The organism is Aestuariibacter sp. GS-14, assembly GCF_006494365.1.
GTDB lineage: Bacteria > Pseudomonadota > Gammaproteobacteria > Enterobacterales > Alteromonadaceae > Alteromonas > Alteromonas mangrovi.
In genome coordinates this window covers 155,920-176,975 of the sequence record NZ_VHIP01000005.1, presented here as the reverse complement: position 1 = coordinate 176,975, position 21,056 = coordinate 155,920, and the positions used below count along the sequence as shown (strand labels likewise).

The window sequence follows — 21,056 nt, the reverse complement described above, 5'->3', positions numbered from 1 at the left end:
GTATGAGCTATTTCTTTGTTGTGACGGTGCCGGAGGCAATGCCTTCCATCATCTTCTGATAAAAGCTAAAGGCCTGCTGACTACCGTCCAGGTAGGGTTTTAGCATGCTCATCATGGCTTCCTGATTACCGTTTTTCATTTGTTCGGTAAACATGGCAATGGAGGCTTCGTGAATTTTGGTCATGTCGGGCCAGCCCAATAATTCGCGTGCTTCAGACGGCGACAGATCAATGTCGATAGAGATTTTCATGGTACACTCCTGTTTCTGGCTGGCTATTGCGTTTGCGCTGCAAATCGCAATGACACAGTCTTTTAACTACCGCTGAGCTGTTAAAAGATTGCGGATAACCGGGCAAAACGAAAACGCGTCCCGTAATGCCAGATTGCTTACAGAGTAAAAATTGTCCATACACTTGTCTAGTCTGATGAGCCAAAAGTATGATACAGAACACAATTAAACGTCATTTACGTCTGTAAGTTCGCCCCAATAACCTCAGTTAGCACTGCTTAACGTTCAGAATTAGTGGAAGATTTGTGACAACCCGATCAAAAAAAGCCGCAGAACCCTCCGTAAAGAAACGCCGCTGGTGGGGCATTACCTGGAAATTACTTTTACTGTTCAGTGTGTTATTGGGTGCATACGTGTTTTACCTCGATGCCCAAATTAAGCATCACTTTACCGGTAACAAATGGCAGGTACCCGCGCAAATTTATGCGCGTCCACTGAATATTGAAGTAGGCGAAGAAATCACCCGCAAGGAAGTGACCGACGAATTAACGCTGCTTGGTTATCGCAAAGTGGCAAGCCCATCCGGCAGTGGTGAGTACAGTGTTGGCGGCAAAAGTATTGAATTGTTCAGAAGAGCGTTTCACTTTCCTGAGGGCTTTCAGCCATTAAAGCGGTTATTGATCCGCTGGGACGGGGCAAGGATTGCTGATATTCGCGATGTGGATACCGGCCAGTCACTACCCTCAATGCAACTGGAATCGTGGCTGGTAACACGCCTCGCCAGTGGCAGCAGTGAAGACCGTATGCTGGTAAAGCTGGAAGACGTGCCGCCGTTGCTGGTGAAAGCACTTACGCTGGTAGAAGACCGGGATTTTTATCATCACCATGGTGTGGCACCCTTATCAATTCTGCGTGCGTTGGTAGCTAACATAGCTGCAGGCAGAACGGTGCAAGGGGGTAGTACCCTTACTCAACAGCTGGTAAAGAACCTGTATTTGAGTCGTGAGCGCTCAATTGAACGCAAAGTAAAAGAAGCGTTGATGGCGATCATCATTGACGCCCGATACAGCAAAGATGACATTATTCAGGCCTACTTAAATGAAGTGTTTCTGGGGCAAAGTGGAGGCATGGCTGTGCATGGATTTGGATTGGCCAGCTACTTTTTCTTCGACCGGCCAATCAATGAATTAGACGAAACAGAAATTGCCTTAATGGTAGCGATGATAAAAGGCCCATCGTTTTACAACCCCAGAAAGTATCCCGAGCGCGCATTAGAGCGACGAAATTTAGTTTTGCGCCTGCTCATGGAAGCCAATGATATTACCCCGCAAGAATACGAAATGGCCGCATCAAGGCCATTGGGGATAGCAACGGGTGACAGTCTGGCAACGGGTAAGCACCCGGCTTTTATGTCGCAAGTAAAACGGGAACTACAACTTATTCTGGCCGATCCCAACATTCGCGAATCCGGGGTGAAGGTATTTACCACACTGGACATTCATGCCCAGCGGCGGGCGGAAAAAGCCTTAACGGACACGTTAAGCAAGTTGCAGAGCGGGCGCGAAGCACCTCTGGAGGGGGCGATGCTGGTGGCCGACATTGCTTCTGGCCAGTTACGCGCCATTATTGGTGGTAAAGAAGTGGAATTTGCCGGTTTTAACCGAGCGCTGGATGCGGTAAGACCTATCGGTTCGCTGGCAAAGCCTGCAGTCTATCTGGCCGCGTTGTCGGAACCATCCCGCTATCACCTTGCTACGCCACTGGAAGACAATCCGCTAACCATTGAAGATGAGTATGGCAAACCCTGGCAGCCACAAAACTTCGATAAAACCTTCAGCGGTTCAGTGCCTTTATTGTTCGCACTGGCAAAGTCGCTCAATGTGCCCACGGTAAATCTGGGCCTGGATTTGGGGCTTGATAAAGTGGCAGAAATGTTTCGGGCGCTGGGTGTTAAGCGGGACTTTCCGCTGGTCCCTTCATTAACCTTGGGAGCCGTTGCACTTACCCCGTTTGAAACTACGCAAATGTATCAAACGCTGTCTAATAACGGTGCATATCGACCACTGCATGCTGTGAGTGCCATTGTGAGTGCTAACGATCACCTGATGTGGCGTCAGGCCGAATACGGTGAGCAGCGGGTGGAAGAAGAAGCGACCTATTTGCTGAATTACGCGTTGTATAAAGTCACTACCGATGGCACTGCCAAGGGCCTTGGACGGGCATTTCCCAACGTGAACATGGCGGGTAAAACCGGCACTACTGATGATTACCGCGATAGCTGGTTTGCCGGATTCGACCGCAATAATCTGTCTGTCGTATGGGTAGGCAACGATGACAATGCCTCTACCGGATTAACCGGGGCAAGTGGCGCGTTGCCGGTGTTTATTGCCTATCAGCAATTACAGGAACCGAAATCTTTATCTCGCCGCTTCCCTGATGGTCTGGGGATTGCGCATTTTGATCCGAATACCGGCGAAGTCGTGGTGGCGGGATGCCCAAACAGTATGAGTGTGCCTGCTGTGCTCGACGTACTTCCACCTGCCCAACGAGATTGCTTTGGCAAGCCGGTAACAACACAAAAATCAGAGAAGAAGGCATCTAAAAAATCCTGGTGGGAACGATTGCTGGGTCTTTAACCGCAGCGTCAGATAATGCCTTTAAGAAAAAACTCAGGAAATTGCAATGTGTTTGCAATTCCTGAGAAGTGGCACTACGGGAGTAGTTTGGTTCTGTAAAATCGGAGGTTAGTGAGCAACGGTATCTGACGTGAATAAGTAACGAATTCCGTTAAAAATACCCAGCGCTACCACATAGGCCAATACCGGGCCCAACACCAACCATAAAATAAAGCTGTAAGTGATCATTTCCTGCACCTCGCTGTTCCATGTCCTGCTAACCTGTAAGTCGCAGTTACTATTGCGATAGTTGTGCCAATGAGTGAAAAAATTTTAATGCATTGATATGTATGAATATTTATTTTTCATGTGAAATGCGTGCGACAGCCTGTTGTGGAAGAATAGGTTAAATACACACATTTTTCGTCAAATGCGCTAACTAAGTAGCTTAGTACTGTTTAAGCTGTGGGGATAATGAGAAAAAGCGATAAGACCGATGTGATCTTCCGGTTAGCGCAACCTGCACAAGGCGTGATTTACTGCTGCCATTGAAGTTAATGTGAGTGAGTCAATGCGAAGTACAGGTCTTTTTTTCGGTATGTTAGTAACGGGTTTGTTGTCGTTTGCAACGACAGCAAATGAAGTTGAGTTCAAAGTGCAAGACACGGACGCGCAAGACACGAATTGCGAGGTGCGCTTAGAGGCAAACGATCGGATGCAGTTTGTGCAAAAGCAGTTGTTTGTAAATAGTACATGCGAAACTGTCACCGTGTTGCTTCAGCATATTGGCAAGTTGCCTGTGACGGCAATGGGACACAATGTAGTAGTGGCGTTAGCGTCGGATATGCAGGGTATCGCGGCAGACAGCTTCAAGGCGGGTGTTGCCAATCACTATGTTACCCCCGGTGACGAACGGGTGATCGCTGTGTCAAAGGTAATTGGTGGTGGTGAAACTACCCGTGTTTCTTTTGCTGTTGCTAAGCTCGACCCGGCGCAACGCTATGTCTTCTTTTGCGCTGCACCAGGGCATTGGGTAATGATGAAGGGTGAACTCGTTATTTCGCGGTAAGTTTACCCCAGGCTTGCACAGCTAAAGCAATAATGGCTCCGGCAATCACGCCAGCCACACCATCAAACAGAATGCTCACTAACCAGTCGACAGCGGGGGCCAGGCTGACTGCAGCTTCTGCAACGTGGTGAAGGACACCAATACTGTGGGTGAGAATGCCGCCGCCCACTAAGAACATCGCAATGGTGCCCGCGATGGACAGAAATTTCATCAGTGCTGGTGCAGCGGTTAACATCAAGCGCCCACTTAGTCGCTGCACAGTATTAAATGAGCCAGTTAGCGACTTTCTGAGCAAATACAATCCGAAGTCATCCATTTTCACAATGGCTGCAACTAATCCATACACACCCACGGTAAAGGCGATGCTCAGGCCACTCAAAATCAGTATTTGCGAAAACAAATCCGCATCCTGAATGGAGCCAAGTGTGATCACCACGATTTCTGCGGAAAGAATAAAGTCGGTGCGAATGGCACCTTTGATTTTGTCTTTTTCCATCGCCACCAAATCAACGCTGTCGTCGGCCAATTTGTGTAAACGCGCTTCTGAATCTTCGTGGTCGCCATGGGAAGCAAAAAACTTGTGCAGTAGCTTTTCGGCACCTTCAAAGCACAAAAAGAGCCCGCCTATTACTAACAGGATGGTGATCAACGCAGGTACGAAAGCACTTATCAACAGCGCGGCGGGTACTAAAATAAGTTTATTCAGGAATGACCCTTTTGCAACGGCCATTACTACCGGAATTTCGCGTTCGGGCTTTACTCCCTGCACCTGGTTTGCGTTGAGTGCAAGGTCATCTCCCAGCACCCCGGCCGTTTTCTTGGCCGCCATTTTTGACATCACGGCGATGTCGTCGAGCATGGTGGCAATGTCATCCAATAACGCCAGTAAGTTTGCTGCAGCCACTGTAATTAGTCCTTGTCGAGATGTGTTTTATTCAGCCGCTTGTCTATAAACTGCTGAAAGTCGTTACGTTGGGTGCACTTTACATTGCCACCAAACAGTCCTGCAACCACTGCCAGTGAACTATTCACACCCTTGTCGCAATTAATTTCATGTTCACCAGGTGTTGGCTCGGGATTGGGTTGATACTCACCAATCCTCAGATCCGGCGAGTTTTTTTGTTCACGGTAAGCCCGGGCCGCGGCTTCAGCCATTTCCTGCTGCACCTGTAACTGTTGCTGCTGGAGTGACTGTCCAATCGACTGCCGAATACTGCGGCTGGCGGGGGCCGGGCTGTCGTCAGACTGCATCAAAATGCTACTGGTATCGGTAGTCACCTCTGTGGTCACCTCCGGGGTCACCTCTGGGGTCACCGCTCGGGCAGGCGTGGTTGGCTCCGGTATTGTTTCTTTTGCTACTGCCTCTGCAACAGGCTCAGTTTTTGGTGCAGGCTCATCATTGGGCAGTGGGGCGTCTACTGCTAACTGTTCGGTTATTTCCGCCACTGCCTCGGGGACGGGCAACAAGACTTCCTGCTTTATTTCAGGCGCAGGCGTGATAGCAGGTAGTTGAATCAATACCGCCTTAATTGCGGGAGCAGTCGTTTCTTGTGGCGCGGGAGTTGACCAGGATAGTGACGTCACGATCCCAATATGAACCAATACAGAGAGCAGCACGATTCCCCACAGTGCGTTTGACTGTGTTGGTGGCCTTGAACCTGGTCCTGGTATGTCGTCGACCAGGTCTATATCGATCATTTGCATGCGCAATTCGACCCACTCAGGCAGCGATAGTTCCCTGCGATAAATCGTGTGAATGGCGAGTTAAAATCCCATGGCACTAAAATAGTGCAAAAGGATGTTGTTGCTTTCAAATGGTGCAAAAATTTGAGAAATTCTTGTGCAATTTTGGCGTAAGTTACTGAATTGTATTGATTAAAATTTGTGGCATAGGACTTGTCTTATTAGCATTTGCACAACATCAATATTGCTAAGCAATCCAACATTTGGGAGCAACACATGAAACTAGTCACAGCAATCATCAAGCCATTTAAGCTGGATGATGTTCGTGAAGCCATTTCAGAAATCGGTATCGACGGTTTAACCGTGACCGAAGTGAAAGGTTTCGGACGTCAAAAAGGACACACTGAATTATACCGCGGCGCGGAATATCAGGTCGATTTCCTACCTAAGGTAAAACTGGAAATTGCGGTACAGGATGACCAGGTAGATCGTCTGGTAGAAGCGATCGTTGGTGCAGCGAAGACCGGTAAAATCGGCGATGGTAAGGTATTCGTTTACAACCTTGAAGGTGCCGTTCGGATTCGTACGGGCGAAACAGACGCTGACGCCCTGTAAGCGCCGTCTACGAGAATTTTGCGGAGATAAGCATAATGGAAACAACTTTTGAATTAGGGTACGCGTTAGATACCTTTTATTTTTTGATCTGCGGTGCATTGGTAATGTGGATGGCTGCGGGTTTTGCCATGCTGGAAGCTGGCCTTGTACGTGCTAAAAACACAACAGAAATTCTTACTAAAAACATCGCACTGTTTGCGATTGCTTGTACCATGTACATGATTTGCGGTTACGGCATCATGTATAAAGGCGGCGACATGATGTTGCTGGCTGGTATTATGGGCGATGGTGCAACGGGTGTGACTGAAGAGCCGGCAACCTATGCTCCTGCCGCTGACTTCTTCTTCCAGGTAGTATTCGTTGCAACAGCAATGTCTATCGTATCTGGTGCGGTAGCTGAGCGTATGAAACTGTGGGCTTTCCTGGCTTTCTCAGTAGTAATGACTGGTTTCATCTACCCAATGGAAGGTTCTTGGACCTGGGGTGGCGTGTCTGTATTTGGCATGTACACACTGGGCGACTTAGGCTGGTCTGACTTTGCAGGCTCAGGTATCGTTCACATGGCGGGTGCTGCAGCAGCATTAGCAGGTGTTCTGGTACTGGGTGCACGTAAAGGCAAATACACTGCTGATGGCAAAGTAAATGCTATCCCTGGTGCAAACCTGCCGCTAGCTACCTTAGGTACATTCATCCTGTGGATGGGTTGGTTTGGTTTTAACGGTGGTTCTGTACTGGCTACTGCTACTGTTGAAAGTGCAAACGCAGTTGCGGTTGTATTCATGAACACCAATGCAGCGGCTGCTGGTGGCTGTATTGCTGCGCTGATTGTTGCCCGTATTATGTTCGGCAAAGCTGACCTGACAATGGCATTAAACGGTGCACTGGCTGGTCTGGTTGCAATCACTGCCGAGCCGTCTACGCCAACTCCATTTACTGCTACTCTGTTTGGTGCATTAGGTGGCGTACTGGTTGTATTTAGCATCATCACGCTGGACAAACTGAAAATCGATGATCCAGTAGGTGCTATCTCTGTTCACGGTGTTGTAGGTCTGTTAGGTCTTATCCTGGTACCTTTCACCAACGACAATTCTTCAATCAGCGGCCAGTTGATTGGTGCACTGACTATCTTTGTATGGGTATTCGTGACCAGTCTGGTTACCTGGTTAATCATCAAAGCTATCATTGGTGTACGTGTAACTGAAGAAGAAGAGTTCGAAGGTGTTGATATTAGCGAATGTGGTCTGGAAGCATACCCAGACTTCACAAACGGTCGTTAATCACACTGATAAAATTTAAGATTAGGCACGAAAACAATATTAATAAGCCTATATCACTTCAACTATAACCCCGCTTTTGCGGGGTTTTTCTTATCCTGATACCCTTCTCTCAACACGCTTTAGCAGGTATGCTTTGATTATTTGGCCAACGCCCATAACGATCATGAAAATAATTAGCCGGCTGTTGATATTGCTCACATTTTCTTCTGCGTCTCACGCTTATGACCGCGTAACGGGCGCGCCGTTTGCCAGTCGCTCAGAAGTCATTGCGCAGCAGGGTATGGCGGCGACCAGTCAACCATTAGCTACACAGGTTGCCCTCGATATACTGAAACAGGGTGGTAGCGCAGTAGATGCCGCTATTGCCGCTAACGCCATGCTTGGATTAGTAGAGCCCACCGGGTGCGGGATCGGCGGTGATTTATTTGCCATTGTCTGGGATGCTGAAACCAAACAACTTCACGGCTTAAATGCGTCAGGGCGTTCTCCTGCATCACTAAAAGCCGACTACTTTGCGAAGCAAGGCTTAACAGCTATTCCCTCATTTGGGCCACTGCCGGTTTCTGTTCCTGGTGCCGTAGATGGTTGGTTCAGCTTGCATGAGAAATTTGGCCGCCTGCCCATGACCAGTATTTTATCACCGGCGATTGACTATGCGCGCAGGGGCTACCCTGTGAGTGAAGTAGTGGCTTACTACTGGCAAATGAATGTTGATCGCATTGGACAGTACGACGGGTTCGCTGACGTATTTATGCCCAACGGCAAAGCGCCAGTCACCGGTCAAATCTTCAAGAATCCGTCGCTGGCTGCTACGTACGAGAAAATTGCGACTGGTGGACGCGATGCGTTTTACAAAGGTGATATCGCGCGCACTATTGGCGCATACATGAAAGAGCAGGGTGGCTTTTTAAGTTATGACGATTTGGCGGCGCATACCTCAGAGTGGGTCTCGCCGGTATCCGCCAACTATCGCGGTTACGACGTTTGGGAATTACCGCCAAATGGGCAGGGGATTGCTGCACTGCAAATCCTGAATATTCTGGAACAGTATGATATTGAAGGAATGGGATTTGGATCAGCCGACTATATTCACACTTTTGTGGAAGCCAAAAAGCTGGCGTTTGAAGACCGTGCCAAATACTACGCTGACCCAGCGTTTAACAAGATTCCGGTAGGCGCGCTTATTTCGAAAGAGTACGCGCAACAACGCCGCGCGTTGATTAATCCCGACAAGGCTGCGAAGCGTTACGAAGCGGGTGTAGTGGAAGGCGATACTATTTACCTTACCGTAGCCGACAAAGACGGCAACATGGTGTCACTGATCCAAAGTAACTATCGCGGCATGGGCTCAGGTATGACGCCACCCGGCTTAGGGTTTATTTTGCAAAATCGCGGTGAGTTGTTCACTCTGGCACCCAATCATTTCAATTCTTACGTACCCCAAAAGCGTCCGTTTCACACTATTATTCCGGCGATGGTAACCCGTAATAACAAGCCCTGGTTGAGTTTTGGTGTAATGGGTGGTGCAACGCAGCCGCAAATGCATGCCCAAATTGTGGTAAACCTCATTGATTTTGGGATGAACCTGCAGGAAGCAGGCGATGCCCCACGCTTTATTCACGTAGGCTCGAGCAGCCCAACCGGTGCCCTGATGAAAGATGGTGGCGAGCTGAGTATGGAAACCGGCTTTGCTACGGAAGTGCGTCGTACATTATTTGAGCGGGGGCATCAGTTGTCTGATAAGCTGGGAATATACGGTGGCTATCAAGCCATTCTGTATGATGCCGATAAACAAGTCTATTATGGCGCTTCGGAAAGCCGCAAAGACGGTCAGGCCGCGGGATATTAGGAGTTTTATGTCACAACCACAAAAAGGTATCTGTGCCGAGCCAAACCTGCACGCACAATATTTGATGTTCAACGTGGTTGACGAAGACAGCCAGGCGGTGCGCGCCAAATTAGGGCGAGTACTGGAAGTACTTGATCACTACGACAACGAGCACTATGAAGCCATGGTGTCCGGTGTGATTGCAGTGGGTAACAGCTACTGGAGTGAGTTGTATCCCGGCCCCATTCCCGTCGAGCTTACGCCCTTCCCCGATATGCAGTGCGAAGACAGAATTGCGCCCGCCACGCCTGCGGATTTGTTTATTCAAATCCGTGCTGACCGATGGGATATTTGCTATGCCATTGGCTTAGAGATTATGGAGTTATTGCGTATCCATGTCGAATTGGTTGAGCATGTGCAGGGATTTCGTTATCTGGATGGCAGGGACCTTAACGGTTATGTGTACGCGGCCAACAACCCGCGCGGCATGCAGCGTATGAAAGTGGCCGTGTTAGACGAAAGCGATGAGTTTGTTGGCGGGAGCTATGTGCATGTACAACGATTTCGTCATGATTTACGGCGGTGGCAGAGTTTGTCTCAACGGCAGCAGGAACAGGTGATGGGTACAACTCAGGAACACAATCTGCCGAGCGTTGAGTGTAGTCCGTCTTCACATTCAGTAAGATCTAATCTGTTATCGCACGAAATGGGTACACCGGAGTTACTCAAACAGGGCATGCCCTATGGTGATATGATAGTGCAGGGACTATTTTCGGTAACCTGTTCCGCCAGTTCACAACCGTTTAAGCGCATGCTGCACAGCCAGATTTTTGGTACCGGTGACGGCGATTACGACCGCTGGCTGGACTTTACCAGCGCAGAATCGGGCGGCGCTTACTTTGCGCCGTCCATTAACTACATTAAGCAACAAGCTAAGCTTTAATTCTTTTGGTCGCCACTGCCCATGACACCGGTAAATTTTAATCAGCTGTATTATTTTTATATGGTGGCTGAGCACGGCAGTATTGCACGCGTCAGTGAGTTGCTGCATATCACACCGCAAACCATCAGTGGCCAGATTAGTGCCCTGGAGGATTCCATTGGCGCACGATTATTCACCCGTCAGTCGCGCAGATTAACGCCTACCGAACTAGGTAATCTGGTGCATGGCTACGCTGCCGATATATTTCAGTTAGGTGATGAACTCAAAGCCGTACTCACACAACAACACAGCCAGTGGCAAAGCTTTACCGTTGGGATAACCGACGTGCTGCCTAAAACGCTGGTATATGAAATGCTGAAACCCGTGCTGACACTCCCGGTAAAACTGGTGTGCAGGGAGGGCGAGCTTACCAGCCTGCTGGCCGAACTGGCGGTAAATAAGCTGGATATGGTACTGGCCGACCAACCCATTCAAACCGGTAGTCATGTAAAAGCCTATAGTCATTTGGTTGCCGAATCTTCAATGGCGGTTTATGCCACGCAGGAGCTGGCGACATCGTTAAGCAACGGGTTCCCGGAATCGTTGAATAATCAGCGGTTCTTATTACAAGGTAAAAAGTCGCTTATTCGGCAAAAACTGTTGGGTTGGTTCAGTGAAATGGAGCTTCAGCCCGATATACATGCCGAATTTGATGACAGCGCGCTTATGCTGGCATTTGCCCAGCAGGGGTTAGGCGCATTTGCTGCCCCGGAACTGTTGTCTGCGCACCTTCACACACAATACGGTTTGGTAAAAGTAGGCACTATCGAGCGCGTTACCGAACATCTGTATGCCATTTCCCCTGAACGCAAACTTTCACATCCCGCGGTAGTCACGCTGGTAAAAGCCCTTCGTAAATAGTCAGGATTTGCCTGATTATTTATAAGTTATATTCGATTTTAACTTATAACGTTTGACCCTATATACTCTATGTCTGGGAAATCTCAGAAGCAGGTTTCTATTTATTACAGAGGTTATTATGAAACGTATAGTGCTATTCCTTATCACCAACCTGGCTGTGGTGTTGGTGCTGAGCGTTGTAATGAGCGTTGTATTCAGCGTTCTGGGTATCAACAGCCAGAGTATGGGTGGATTATTAATTTTCGCTGCAATCTTCGGATTCGGCGGATCGTTTATATCGCTGGCTATGTCAAAATGGATGGCTAAGCGATCAACAGGCGCTGTGGTGATCACTGAACCACGCAATGCAACTGAGCGCTGGTTACTGGATACCGTGCGTCGTCAGTCTGAAAAAGCAGGCATTGCTACGCCGGAAGTGGCAATTTACGACTCACCGGAAATCAACGCCTTCGCTACCGGTGCCAGCAAGAACAATTCGCTGGTGGCGGTAAGCACCGGTTTGTTGCAAAGCATGACACAAGACGAAGCCGAAGCGGTACTGGCCCATGAAGTGTCTCATGTAGCCAATGGCGACATGGTAACCCTGGCCCTGATCCAAGGCGTGGTGAACACCTTTGTTATTTTCTTGGCGCGTGTAGTGGCGGGGATTATTGATAATTTCGTTCGTGGTAACGACGAGGAAGGTGAATCCATGGGCGGTTTTGCTTACTTCATTACGGTAATTATTTTGGAGATAGTTTTTGGAGCACTGGCCAGCATCATTGTTTACTGGTTCTCACGTCAACGCGAATACCGTGCGGATGCGGGTTCGGCCAGATTGGTTGGCAGCCATAAAATGGTTGCTGCGCTGGAACGCCTGAAGTCTAACAGGGAAAGCCAGTTAGAAGGCACGATGATGGCGTTTGGTATTGCCAGTAAACCAGCAATGTCAGAATTGTTTATGAGTCACCCCCCGCTTGAAAAGCGGATCCAGGCACTTCGCACTACTCTGCATGGATAATGGGTGATCAGGCCGGACGGGTGTCCACTTCCCGTCCGGCTTTTTCTATTTTAGGCCTTGAGGACTCTGTGTGCTGTTATTCAATCGCGTGTTGCTTTGTGTTGTTGTGCTTACTTCACTAAATGGTTGCGGTGGTAACGGTCAGGAAGATCCGCAGTCTTCAGCGCCACTTCCTCTGCCCACTCCCGTTCAGGGGGAATGGTACTCACCCGCACTGGGCACTACCTGGCAATGGCAACTCAGTGGCGACCTCAACACTCAATACGATGTTGATGTGTACGATGTGGATTTATTCGATGTCAGCGAGTCACACATCGCGAATCTGCATTCTCAGGGAAAGCAGGTGATTTGTTATTTTTCAGCTGGTTCATACGAACAATGGCGCGAAGACGCAGCGCAGTTTCCTGCACATGTACTGGGCGATACGCTGGATGGATGGGAGGATGAACGCTGGTTGGATATTCGGGATGAGCGCGTACTCGCAATTATGGATTCCCGTATCGAACTGGCGAAAAGTAAAGAGTGCGACGCTGTTGAGCCCGATAACGTTGACGGTTATACCAACCATACCGGATTTAATCTAACTCACGAAGATCAATTGGCTTTTAATGTGGCACTGTCGGATTCAGCCCACGCGGCAGGGTTAGGTATTGGCCTTAAAAATGATCTGGACCAGATCATAGAGTTAGTGCCCTACTTTGATTTTGCGGTAAATGAGCAGTGCTTCGAATATAGCGAGTGTGAAGCACTGCAGCCATTTATTGACGCCAACAAAGCGGTGTTTAACGCCGAATATCACAGCCGTTGGGTTAACGACGAGACCGCACGTGCAGATTTATGTGAACAGGCTAATGCCATGGGGTTTAGTACACTGGTGTTGCCACTCGTGCTGGACGACAGCTTTCGCTTTAGCTGCTTGTAGATATATCCGGCTTGTTAATCAGCACAATCAGATAAATCAAAGCAACCAGCGGAATAATACAAGACACAGCAAGGGAAACAGCAGTCAGAACCGGGGTGTTTGTTTTGCGCTTGCCAAGGTAATAGCCTGCCAGGCCCATTGTAATCGCGACGAAAAAAATAATTTCGCCTGCCAGGGTAAGGTTAATATCCATCGTCTCGTCCCTAATAAAGTAGTGAAAGCCAATCAGAAACAACTAAGCGGAAACGGAGCCATCCCAGTCTTGCGGGATGGTTAATTGCATTAGTTGTTGGCACGTATCAATGTGGTAACTTACCACAGGATCTCCAGGAATTCTGCTAAGTGCACGGTGAAAATGAGTAAGGGCAGTGGGAAAGTCCCGGGCAATCCGGCATGCCAGTCCCTGTTCAATGTCATGCTGAATCATGAGTTTATTTTGTCTGATCGGTTCGTCCAAATGGTTCAGTACTTCATAAACCCGCACCGGTGAGCGCCGTCCCTTTACTCTAACCCAATCCAATACCCGGTACTGAATATCTGATGCTTCACCAATGATGGACAACGTTTGTGCACTTACCACGATATCGGCGTGATATTTTGGCGCCAGGCTCTCCAGCCTGAATGCCACATTCACACTGTCGCCTATTACGGTGGTATCCATGCGATCGTCTGAACCTACTGTACCTAAAATTACCGGGCCAAAATGAATACCCACGCCTACGCTAATGCCGGCATAACCTACATTGGCCCGATGCGCGTTATATATTTTCAGGGCTTGCTGTAAATCGATTGCAGCACGCACGGCATCGAGTGCCTTGGCACGACCATCGCCACCGGGGTGGTTAAATAACGCCATAATGGCATCGCCGATGAACTTATCAATGAAGCCCCCGTTTTGGTGAATTGGGTCGTTCATTCGCAGGAAGCACGAATTGAGAAAGTTCATTAACTCCTGTGGGCTCATTTGCTCAGACAAGCCGCTAAAGCCGCGGATATCACAGAGCAATATGGCCACTTCGTCCTCCGCTGCACGGCCCAATTCGAGGGTATCATTGCCGTGCTTGGCAAAATGCTCCACAAACTGCCGGGGAACAAATTTCTGAAATGTTTGGGTAAGTCGCATGGCCTCATCGGCCTTTTCAAGGAATCGCTGTTCGCTGTCGTCGATTTGACCAGCCGGGCGGCTTACTATACGAGTGGCAGAGGTAATAATATGCTGTGTAAGTCGACGCTGCCTGATATACAGCAGCGTCACAATCAGTGCGTAGAGACCAAGGCTTATAAAAAGAGCGATTAATATCATTGCCTTAGTCCCCGTGAGTTGCGTTACAAGTTAGCAAATACCTTACGTGCAGCGTCCAGTGTTGCGGTGATGATGGCATCATCATGTAACTTTGAGACAAAACCTGCTTCGTAGGAGGCAGGTGCCAGGTAAACGCCTTCGTCGAGCATGCCGTGATAGAACTGCTTGAACTGTGCCTGGTTACAGTTAATGGCTTGCTGATAATTCACCACTTTTTTCACGTCGGTGAAGAAAATACCAAACATGCTACCTGCTGAGTTGGTTGTGAGCGGGATGCTAAATTCGTCTGCAATCGCTTGAAAGCCATTTACCAGTTTCTGCGTGCTGGCAAAAATACTCTCGTAGAGTCCAGGTTCGGCCAGTTGTTCTAACGCCGCCAATCCGGCAGCCATGGCAATGGGGTTACCCGACAAGGTGCCTGCCTGATATACTGGGCCTGTGGGCGCAATATGGGTAAGTATTTCACGTTTTCCGCCAAACGCACCTACCGGCATACCGCCGCCAATCACTTTACCCAGACAGGTCAGATCCGGCGTAATACCGTAGCGTTCCTGTGCGCCACCGCGGCTTACTCTGAAGCCGGTCATTACTTCGTCAAAAATCAATACTGCGCCGTATTGGTCACAAATAGCCCGCAATCCTTCGAGAAAACCCTCTACGGGTGGAATGCAGTTCATATTGCCTGCTACCGGCTCCACAATAATACAGGCAATATCGTCGCCGCATTCGGCAAAGATGGCCTTCACGCTGTCGAGGTTATTAAACTCAACAGTAAGCGTGTGTTTGGCAACATCGGCGGGCACGCCAGGTGAACTGGGTACGCCCAGAGTGAGAGCGCCGGAACCGGCTTTTACCAGCAATGAGTCGGCATGACCGTGATAGCAACCTTCAAATTTAACCAGCTTGTTTTTGCCGGTAAAGCCACGGGCCAGACGAATCGCTGACATCGTGGCCTCTGTACCTGAGTTCACCATGCGGACCATTTCCATTGACGGCACCAGCGATTTGACTTTCTCCGCCATGATGATTTCTGCTTCGGTGGGTGCGCCGAAACTCAGTCCGTTTTGCGCCGCTGCAATAACGGCATTGCGAATGTTGGCGTTGTTATGACCCAGTACCATCGGGCCCCAGGATTGCACATAATCGATGTATTGTTTGCCGTCGGCGTCATAAATGTACGGGCCGTCAGCTTTGGTAATAAAGCGCGGTGTGCCGCCTACGGCTTTAAAGGCGCGCACCGGTGAGTTTACGCCACCGGGAATGGTCTTTTGCGCACGTTCAAATAATTGTTCTGATTTTTGCATAGTTACTAACTCTTATTTATTGGTGTACCACACCACATCCCGCTCGTATTTAGACACCAGATTTTCAACGCCCAGGGTAAGCGCAAACAGGGCCATACGAACCAGCACGCCGTTGTCGGTCTGACGAAATATAGCCAGGTTGGGGTTGAGGTTCAGGTCGTTATCTAATTCGTTGGCTTCAATACGCGAGTCCCGAGGTAAAGGATGCATGATTACCGTCTTTGACTGGAAGTGACGGGTGTAAATTGCCTGATTCAAACGGAACTTACCACGGTATTTGTTGGCTTCATCCTGTGACGGGAAGCGCTCTTCCTGAATGCGTGTCTGATAACAGATATCGGCATCCATAATACCTTCTAACTGTTCGGTTACGTGCAACGAATGACCAGCATCGGTGATTGCGTCCAATATGTTCTGTGGCATGGCCAGCTCTTTGGGCGAAATCAAAGTAAAACGAATGTTCTTGAATAAACACAACAGTTTTGACAAGGAGTGAACTGTGCGCCCATAGCGCAAATCACCAATCATCGCGATATGCAAACCGTCAATGGTTTGATTATGGTATTGCAACTCGCGCTTTATGGTAAATAAATCCAGCAATGCCTGAGTGGGGTGTTCATTGGCCCCATCTCCGCCGTTAATCACCGGCACACGGCTACCTTCGGCAAACTCCGCCACCGATCCTGCTGCGGGATGACGCATAGCAATAATGTCGGAATAACCGCTCAGCACCCGAGCGGTGTCGTACAGCGATTCACCTTTCGCCAGTGCGGAATTATCCATGCCGGTCGTTTCGCGAACTTCACCACCCAGCAGGTTAAAAGCGGTACCAAAACTCACTCGTGTTCGTGTACTGGGCTCAAAAAACAGATTCCCCAGTATTGCGCCATCAAGAACAGATGTTCTTTTCTTCCGTTTGGCGTAGGGCTCCATGGATTCGGCAACATTAAATACCAAATCAATGGCATCACGATTAAACTGTGTAACTGATAGGATGTGGTTTCCGGTAAAACTGGACATAGTCGATGCGATTGGCCTAAGTTGGTGGACGGAACAAGTCTATATACTGTGCACTGCTGATTAATGGCAGCCTGAAGTACACCGGTAAGTGTAGCAAAAACAGCAGACAGACGCGCAGATAATCTTTGCCCTGGATCATAGCGATGTGCAGATAGATTGCCAAGTTTTAGTGATTTTTGAATCGCCCCATCATTGATGGAAAAAATCATCCTTATTTGCCTGATTTGCGTTTAAAGGATACAACATGCAGCAAAAGTCTTCGCCTTCGCAGCGACAGACCCGAACAACGAAAAAACGCTGGTGGTCAACCGACTGTCAGGTGTGTATACGCATGCGTTTATATGTGATTTGGACGGTTATCATGATGGTGGTGTATTTTTATGTCTTCGACCAATGACATTATATTCATAAAGTCTACTGCTAAGCGCAACGGTCTCACTACGCTGTTGATTGGAACAATTGCGCTTCTGCTGTCTGCAGCTATGTTAATTGCACTGCCCGACTGGTTGTTTCTGATTGGTATCTTTATGGTGAGTGGTGCCATTGTAACAATGCTAATTGGGTGGTTTAAAATTCGCGAGCCTGAACACAGCCTGTCGGTGGATCGTGAGCGTATTCTGTATCAGCATCGCTGTGGTCAGTGGCAAATTGCGTGGGATAACATACAGCGTATCGATTGTCCGCGGGTGCAGCAGGGGTTGTCGTTAACCCCACTGAATATGGTGGGCTTTAAGTTAAAACATTACGACGACTTCATTCTGGCTATTTCTCCCCGACTGGCTTCTCACCTTATTATGGAGCAGCGAGCGCTGTTAATGCATAGTGAAGACAAGTCCTGCGCAACCGGTGGGTGTTACAGTAGTAGTTTATTTGAAGACAAGCCTTATCAGCTGGCAGATGGCCAGGTGGTCACTGGCATCAAGGCAATACTGGCAAACCGAATGATCACGTTACGGCAGATATTCGGCTACGATGTGTTTTTGTCTGCCAGCGAACTGGACCGCTCTCCCGAGGCATTTGTCAGTTTGCTGCGGGATTGCCAGCAATCCCGGCATTAAGGGCTGTTATTTAAATATCAACAGCCCCTAATCGCTACTGTTTTCCTGAATGAATTTATTGACCTGAGCTGAAACTATCTCGCATTCAAGGATGATGGTAGGGATCAGCTCGCCCAATTCAGAATGTTTGCCCAGTTTCAAATTACTCTCAATTCTGTTTGCCAGTGCCTGTAGTTTCGGTACGCCGGTATAGCAGCATGCACCGTGCAAACGATGGATTTCGTCCTGAACGCCCTTGTAATTACGCGCATTCCATTCTGTGCGAATCATTTCCACAGATTTTGGCAGGTGGCTTACAAAATCGCCCAGTAATTCCAGTGCGATATCCCGATTTTGATTGGCGCGTTTTACCGCGAGTTGCCAGTCCAGTGTCGGGAGCGCCAGCGTGGTGTTGTCACCCTGCTGACACCAGCGTTTAATCAGGTTAATAAGGGTAGCGTATTCAATGGGCTTGGGCAGATAATCATCCATGCCTGATGCCAACAGTCGCTCCTGTTCTTCTTTGAAGGCATGGGCAGTTACCGCAACAATGGGGGTTTTCTTGTTCAGCGGTGATTTTTTAATTAAACGTGTTGCCTGCAAGCCGTCGATGCCGGGCATTTGCACATCCATTAGGATCAAATCATATTCATTGTGCTGGCATTTCTTAATGGCATCCTGACCACTGGTTGATAGCGTAAGCGTAACCGAAGAATTGGACAGCCAGGTATCCAGTAGCTTTAAGTTCATATCCATGTCGTCTACAGCCAAAATCCGCACAGGTGGCAATGAACTGGCTTTTGGTTGCGACGGAGACTGGGAAATAAGGTGATCACCGTGCAGTAAACCATCCAGTTTAGATGGCGTTACTGGCAGGCGTATTTGTGCCTCGAAGTCGTCAATGTACGCGGTATATTCACTCAATGGCTCGTCGCCTGCAAACCACAAAATGCGTTTGTCTGCAGGCACTTCAATCAGTGTTTCCAGCATCATTTCCCAGCGAGATTGTTTGTAATTGGGTAATGCTGCAAACAAATAATCAAAATGGCCGGTTGCGCGGCGCAGGTAATCCAGCGATTCCACACTGTGCACATGTGCGCCCAGGCTGATGAGCATTTTTGCGGTGGCACGACGGCTAACCGGGTGCGGATCAAACAATAAAATGTATTTATCCTGCCATTCCGGATTACTGGTCAGAGAGTAACGCTGACTGAGCGTGTTAGTGCGGATATGAACGGTGAACAAACTTCCCTGGCCTGGCGTACTCTGCAGTTGCAGCGAGCCTCTCATCAGCTTCACGAGCTCCTGACAAATTACCAAACCCAGTCCGGTACCCTGATAGCTTCTATTAAGCGCATCATCTAACTGAGAGAAGGCGTTAAACAGCTTATTGCGATCCTTGCGGCTAATGCCTATTCCAGTATCTTCGATTTTAATTTCTAATTCGTGAATGCCGTGAGGAAGCGCACGTCCTTCAACCGATAGCTTGATATAGCCTTCAGAGGTAAACTTAAGCGCGTTGCTAAGTAAATTGTTTAACACCTGCCGGATACGAAACAGGTCGCCAATGAGCTTTTCTGGCAACGGTGCCAGTTCAAAAACAAATTCCAGACCTTTCATATGCGCTGACTTACTCATAATGGTAACCATCTCCTCAAACAGCGTGTTAGGAGAAAAGGGCTGGTTGTTTACGTTGAGTTTGCCGGCTTCTATTTTCGAAAAATCCAGCACGTCATTCACAATCGTCAGCAAGTTGTCGGCAGCGGCATTAATAATACGCACCTGCTCCATTTTGTCGGAAGGCAGTGATAGATTGGTCAGCTCCTTACTGAAGCCCAGTATGGCGTTGAGTGGGGTGCGTATTTCGTGACTCATATTAGCCAGAAACTGTGATTTAACATTACTGGCCTTAATGGCATCTTTGCGGGCAATGTCCAGGCGCGCGTTTTGTTCTTCAATTAACTCCATGTTGTGGCGCAGTTCGTCAGTGGCTTCCGACACTTCGTTCTCAAGCCTGCTGCGGCTCTTTTCCATGAGGGCAATAGAAAACAATCCGGCTTCGCAGAACACCGCCACCTGGAAACAATAGGTAGTGAAGAGGTTTGAAGGCACGGCTCCTATCAGACTCAGCATGCCAATAAGTGCGCCGGTGGCCAGAATACTCCAGGCAAAAATAAAGTAACGCGCGGGTTTATATTTTTTCAGATAGGCTTCGAAACCTGCGGCAATATAACTGCAGATCGATAGCATGGCGATGCCATAAATTAAATTGTGTTCCCAGGTGGGGGGCATAATCCCGATGAGTGCCACAAAGCCCATAACGCCCTGAAGCCATAGGAAGGCTATAACAACCGGATGAGTTGATGGCGCGTTGTCTTTAGTTTCTAAAAATATCAGTGAAAAAATGCCCGAACAGATACCTATGAGCACAAATATCAATGAGGTATGGGGCGAGAATATAGGAGACAAGGTATCGGGGAAAAAGAAGTGTAAATGACCACCCCATACAATTTGCCAAATTAATACTGCGGCGATGTATATTACATACCCAATCAGGCTCAACTCTCTGGAGCCCAGGAACAGCACAAAGTTATACAACGCAAGGATCAGTAAGCCACCGTAAAAAAAGCCCCACAACAGGTTGTCAACCTGACTGATAATGGTTTGTTTGCTTTGTGACGTCACATAAACTGGTGCAATTAACGCAGAAGAGCTGCTTTGTATCCGCACAAATAGCTCGGCCTCAAGCCCAACGGGTAGCGAGGTAGCAAAAACGGGAATGCGGAAATGTTGCTCAGGCTGGAATTTCCCCTGATGGCTCTGATCGATCACATGGCCGTTTTGCACGATATAAAAGTCAACCTTGTCTAGCTGGCTGAAATTAAGTGCAAACACCCACTCGTCAGTGTGCGAGAGGTTCGCGATCTCTGCGTGCAACCAAAGTCCGTTGTCACTGAAACCGTAATTGGGATTATCGTCGGCCTGATAGATAAATTCATGGCGAAGCTTCTGTATTTCACCAATGGTGAGTTGTTCGCGCTTTTCGCGGTATACCGAAAAATTATCGGCCAGCAACTGCATTTGCTCTTCGTCGTAAAGATGCACCGCTCCCTGAACCGGTAAGCCGATGACGCACAAAAGCAGTAAACACCACCTTATTACCGGGAAACTACGCATAGACTTTTCAGATCCTTGATAATGCAGTCGTAAAAAAGACATCCCTATTAAACCCTAACTTTCACTTGTCTGCAAAAGCAGCGAATTAGCTTCAATCGCAACGCTCCTGTCTATTGCGATTAAAGCTGGTTTAT

Annotated in this window: 19 protein-coding genes; 11 read left to right on the top strand and 8 right to left on the bottom strand. The window is 48.6% G+C overall.

Annotated features, from left to right (window positions below):
• Positions 1–7: 7 nt before the first annotated feature.
• The gene (locus FJ444_RS10390) at positions 8–250 is read right to left on the bottom strand and encodes a DUF6489 family protein (RefSeq protein ID WP_140958222.1); all 243 of its coding nucleotides are present in this window, start codon (positions 248–250) and stop codon (positions 8–10) included.
• A gap of 284 nt (positions 251–534) precedes the next feature.
• Here FJ444_RS10390 and mrcB point away from each other — a divergent pair, with 284 nt between their 5' ends.
• Positions 535–2,865: a penicillin-binding protein 1B gene (mrcB, locus tag FJ444_RS10385; protein ID WP_255439119.1), complete on the top strand. Its 2,331-nt coding sequence runs from the start codon at positions 535–537 to the stop codon at positions 2,863–2,865.
• A 550-nt stretch (positions 2,866–3,415) separates the two neighbouring features.
• Positions 3,416–3,913, top strand: a complete 498-nt coding sequence (azu, locus tag FJ444_RS10380) for an azurin (protein WP_219993891.1) — start codon at positions 3,416–3,418, stop codon at positions 3,911–3,913.
• Here azu and FJ444_RS10375 read toward each other — a convergent pair.
• Together FJ444_RS10375 and FJ444_RS10370 are read right to left on the bottom strand one after the other, a co-directional pair.
• A complete protein-coding gene (locus tag FJ444_RS10375) occupies positions 3,900–4,817 on the bottom strand; it encodes a DUF808 domain-containing protein (protein ID WP_140958220.1) in 918 nt (305 codons plus the stop codon). The two genes, azu and FJ444_RS10375, sit on opposite strands and share 14 nt — an antisense overlap.
• 5 nt (positions 4,818–4,822) lie before the next feature.
• Positions 4,823–5,617, bottom strand: coding sequence for a hypothetical protein (locus FJ444_RS10370; protein WP_140958219.1), 795 nt, complete (start codon positions 5,615–5,617; stop codon positions 4,823–4,825).
• Positions 5,618–5,872: 255 nt separating this feature from the next.
• Between FJ444_RS10370 and glnK the strand changes: the two genes are divergently transcribed.
• The 7 genes from glnK to FJ444_RS10335 all read left to right on the top strand — a co-directional run bounded on the left by glnK (position 5,873) and on the right by FJ444_RS10335 (position 13,081).
• Positions 5,873–6,211: a P-II family nitrogen regulator gene (glnK, locus tag FJ444_RS10365; protein WP_140958218.1), complete on the top strand. Its 339-nt coding sequence runs from the start codon at positions 5,873–5,875 to the stop codon at positions 6,209–6,211.
• 35 nt (positions 6,212–6,246) lie between these two features.
• Positions 6,247–7,488, top strand: coding sequence for an ammonium transporter (locus FJ444_RS10360; protein ID WP_140958217.1), 1,242 nt, complete (start codon positions 6,247–6,249; stop codon positions 7,486–7,488).
• 163 nt (positions 7,489–7,651) lie between these two features.
• On the top strand, positions 7,652–9,337 hold the full coding sequence (ggt, locus tag FJ444_RS10355) for a gamma-glutamyltransferase (RefSeq protein ID WP_140958216.1): 1,686 nt from the start codon (positions 7,652–7,654) through the stop codon (positions 9,335–9,337).
• A 7-nt stretch (positions 9,338–9,344) separates the two neighbouring features.
• A complete protein-coding gene (locus FJ444_RS10350; protein ID WP_140958215.1) occupies positions 9,345–10,259 on the top strand; it encodes a Dyp-type peroxidase in 915 nt (304 codons plus the stop codon).
• A gap of 21 nt (positions 10,260–10,280) precedes the next feature.
• Entirely contained in the window at positions 10,281–11,159 is an 879-nt protein-coding gene (nhaR, locus tag FJ444_RS10345; protein ID WP_140958214.1) for a transcriptional activator NhaR, read from the top strand.
• 118 nt (positions 11,160–11,277) lie between these two features.
• On the top strand, positions 11,278–12,159 hold the full coding sequence (htpX, locus tag FJ444_RS10340; RefSeq protein WP_140958213.1) for a protease HtpX: 882 nt from the start codon (positions 11,278–11,280) through the stop codon (positions 12,157–12,159).
• A gap of 70 nt (positions 12,160–12,229) precedes the next feature.
• Positions 12,230–13,081: an endo alpha-1,4 polygalactosaminidase gene (locus FJ444_RS10335; RefSeq protein WP_255439117.1), complete on the top strand. Its 852-nt coding sequence runs from the start codon at positions 12,230–12,232 to the stop codon at positions 13,079–13,081.
• On the opposite strand, the gene FJ444_RS10330 is transcribed toward FJ444_RS10335, so the two are convergent.
• From FJ444_RS10330 to FJ444_RS10315, 4 genes are read right to left on the bottom strand one after another with little or no spacing between them, the layout of a single operon-like run.
• Complete coding sequence (locus FJ444_RS10330) at positions 13,068–13,274, bottom strand: hypothetical protein (RefSeq protein ID WP_140958212.1); 207 nt, start codon at positions 13,272–13,274, stop codon at positions 13,068–13,070. The genes FJ444_RS10335 and FJ444_RS10330 overlap by 14 nt on opposite strands.
• 42 nt (positions 13,275–13,316) lie before the next feature.
• Positions 13,317–14,384 (bottom strand): adenylate/guanylate cyclase domain-containing protein, encoded by a 1,068-nt coding sequence (locus FJ444_RS10325; RefSeq protein ID WP_140958211.1) that lies wholly within the window; start codon positions 14,382–14,384, stop codon positions 13,317–13,319.
• A 23-nt stretch (positions 14,385–14,407) separates the two neighbouring features.
• Entirely contained in the window at positions 14,408–15,688 is a 1,281-nt protein-coding gene (gene hemL, locus FJ444_RS10320) for a glutamate-1-semialdehyde 2,1-aminomutase (RefSeq protein WP_140958210.1), read from the bottom strand.
• 12 nt (positions 15,689–15,700) lie between these two features.
• Complete coding sequence (locus tag FJ444_RS10315; RefSeq protein ID WP_140958209.1) at positions 15,701–16,708, bottom strand: aspartate carbamoyltransferase; 1,008 nt, start codon at positions 16,706–16,708, stop codon at positions 15,701–15,703.
• Positions 16,709–16,952: 244 nt separating this feature from the next.
• Between FJ444_RS10315 and FJ444_RS21375 the strand changes: the two genes are divergently transcribed.
• Together FJ444_RS21375 and FJ444_RS10310 are read left to right on the top strand one after the other, a co-directional pair.
• Complete coding sequence (locus tag FJ444_RS21375) at positions 16,953–17,105, top strand: hypothetical protein (protein WP_181405127.1); 153 nt, start codon at positions 16,953–16,955, stop codon at positions 17,103–17,105.
• The gene (locus tag FJ444_RS10310) at positions 17,089–17,766 is read left to right on the top strand and encodes a DUF2982 domain-containing protein (RefSeq protein ID WP_140958208.1); all 678 of its coding nucleotides are present in this window, start codon (positions 17,089–17,091) and stop codon (positions 17,764–17,766) included. Before FJ444_RS21375 ends, FJ444_RS10310 begins: the two co-directional genes overlap by 17 nt.
• Positions 17,767–17,793: 27 nt before the next feature.
• Here FJ444_RS10310 and FJ444_RS10305 read toward each other — a convergent pair whose 3' ends face one another.
• Positions 17,794–20,922, bottom strand: coding sequence for a hybrid sensor histidine kinase/response regulator (locus FJ444_RS10305; protein ID WP_140958207.1), 3,129 nt, complete (start codon positions 20,920–20,922; stop codon positions 17,794–17,796).
• Positions 20,923–21,056: the final 134 nt, after the last annotated feature.

Bases quoted from the DNA above. Each gene is read 5' to 3' on its own strand.
- azu (WP_219993891.1), top strand. From the start codon at position 3,416: ATGCGAAGTACAGGTCTTTTTTTCGGTATGTTAGTAACGGGTTTGTTG.
- ggt (WP_140958216.1), top strand. From the start codon at position 7,652: ATGAAAATAATTAGCCGGCTGTTGATATTGCTCACATTTTCTTCTGCG.
- FJ444_RS10360 (WP_140958217.1), top strand. From the start codon at position 6,247: ATGGAAACAACTTTTGAATTAGGGTACGCGTTAGATACCTTTTATTTT.
- hemL (WP_140958210.1), bottom strand. From the start codon at position 15,688: ATGCAAAAATCAGAACAATTATTTGAACGTGCGCAAAAGACCATTCCC.
- FJ444_RS10325 (WP_140958211.1), bottom strand. From the start codon at position 14,384: ATGATATTAATCGCTCTTTTTATAAGCCTTGGTCTCTACGCACTGATT.
- FJ444_RS10315 (WP_140958209.1), bottom strand. From the start codon at position 16,708: ATGTCCAGTTTTACCGGAAACCACATCCTATCAGTTACACAGTTTAAT.
- FJ444_RS10370 (WP_140958219.1), bottom strand. From the start codon at position 5,617: ATGCAAATGATCGATATAGACCTGGTCGACGACATACCAGGACCAGGT.
- glnK (WP_140958218.1), top strand. From the start codon at position 5,873: ATGAAACTAGTCACAGCAATCATCAAGCCATTTAAGCTGGATGATGTT.
- FJ444_RS10305 (WP_140958207.1), bottom strand. From the start codon at position 20,922: ATGCGTAGTTTCCCGGTAATAAGGTGGTGTTTACTGCTTTTGTGCGTC.
- FJ444_RS10390 (WP_140958222.1), bottom strand. From the start codon at position 250: ATGAAAATCTCTATCGACATTGATCTGTCGCCGTCTGAAGCACGCGAA.
- htpX (WP_140958213.1), top strand. From the start codon at position 11,278: ATGAAACGTATAGTGCTATTCCTTATCACCAACCTGGCTGTGGTGTTG.
- FJ444_RS10350 (WP_140958215.1), top strand. From the start codon at position 9,345: ATGTCACAACCACAAAAAGGTATCTGTGCCGAGCCAAACCTGCACGCA.
- nhaR (WP_140958214.1), top strand. From the start codon at position 10,281: ATGACACCGGTAAATTTTAATCAGCTGTATTATTTTTATATGGTGGCT.
- FJ444_RS21375 (WP_181405127.1), top strand. From the start codon at position 16,953: ATGCAGCAAAAGTCTTCGCCTTCGCAGCGACAGACCCGAACAACGAAA.
- FJ444_RS10310 (WP_140958208.1), top strand. From the start codon at position 17,089: ATGTCTTCGACCAATGACATTATATTCATAAAGTCTACTGCTAAGCGC.
- FJ444_RS10330 (WP_140958212.1), bottom strand. From the start codon at position 13,274: ATGGATATTAACCTTACCCTGGCAGGCGAAATTATTTTTTTCGTCGCG.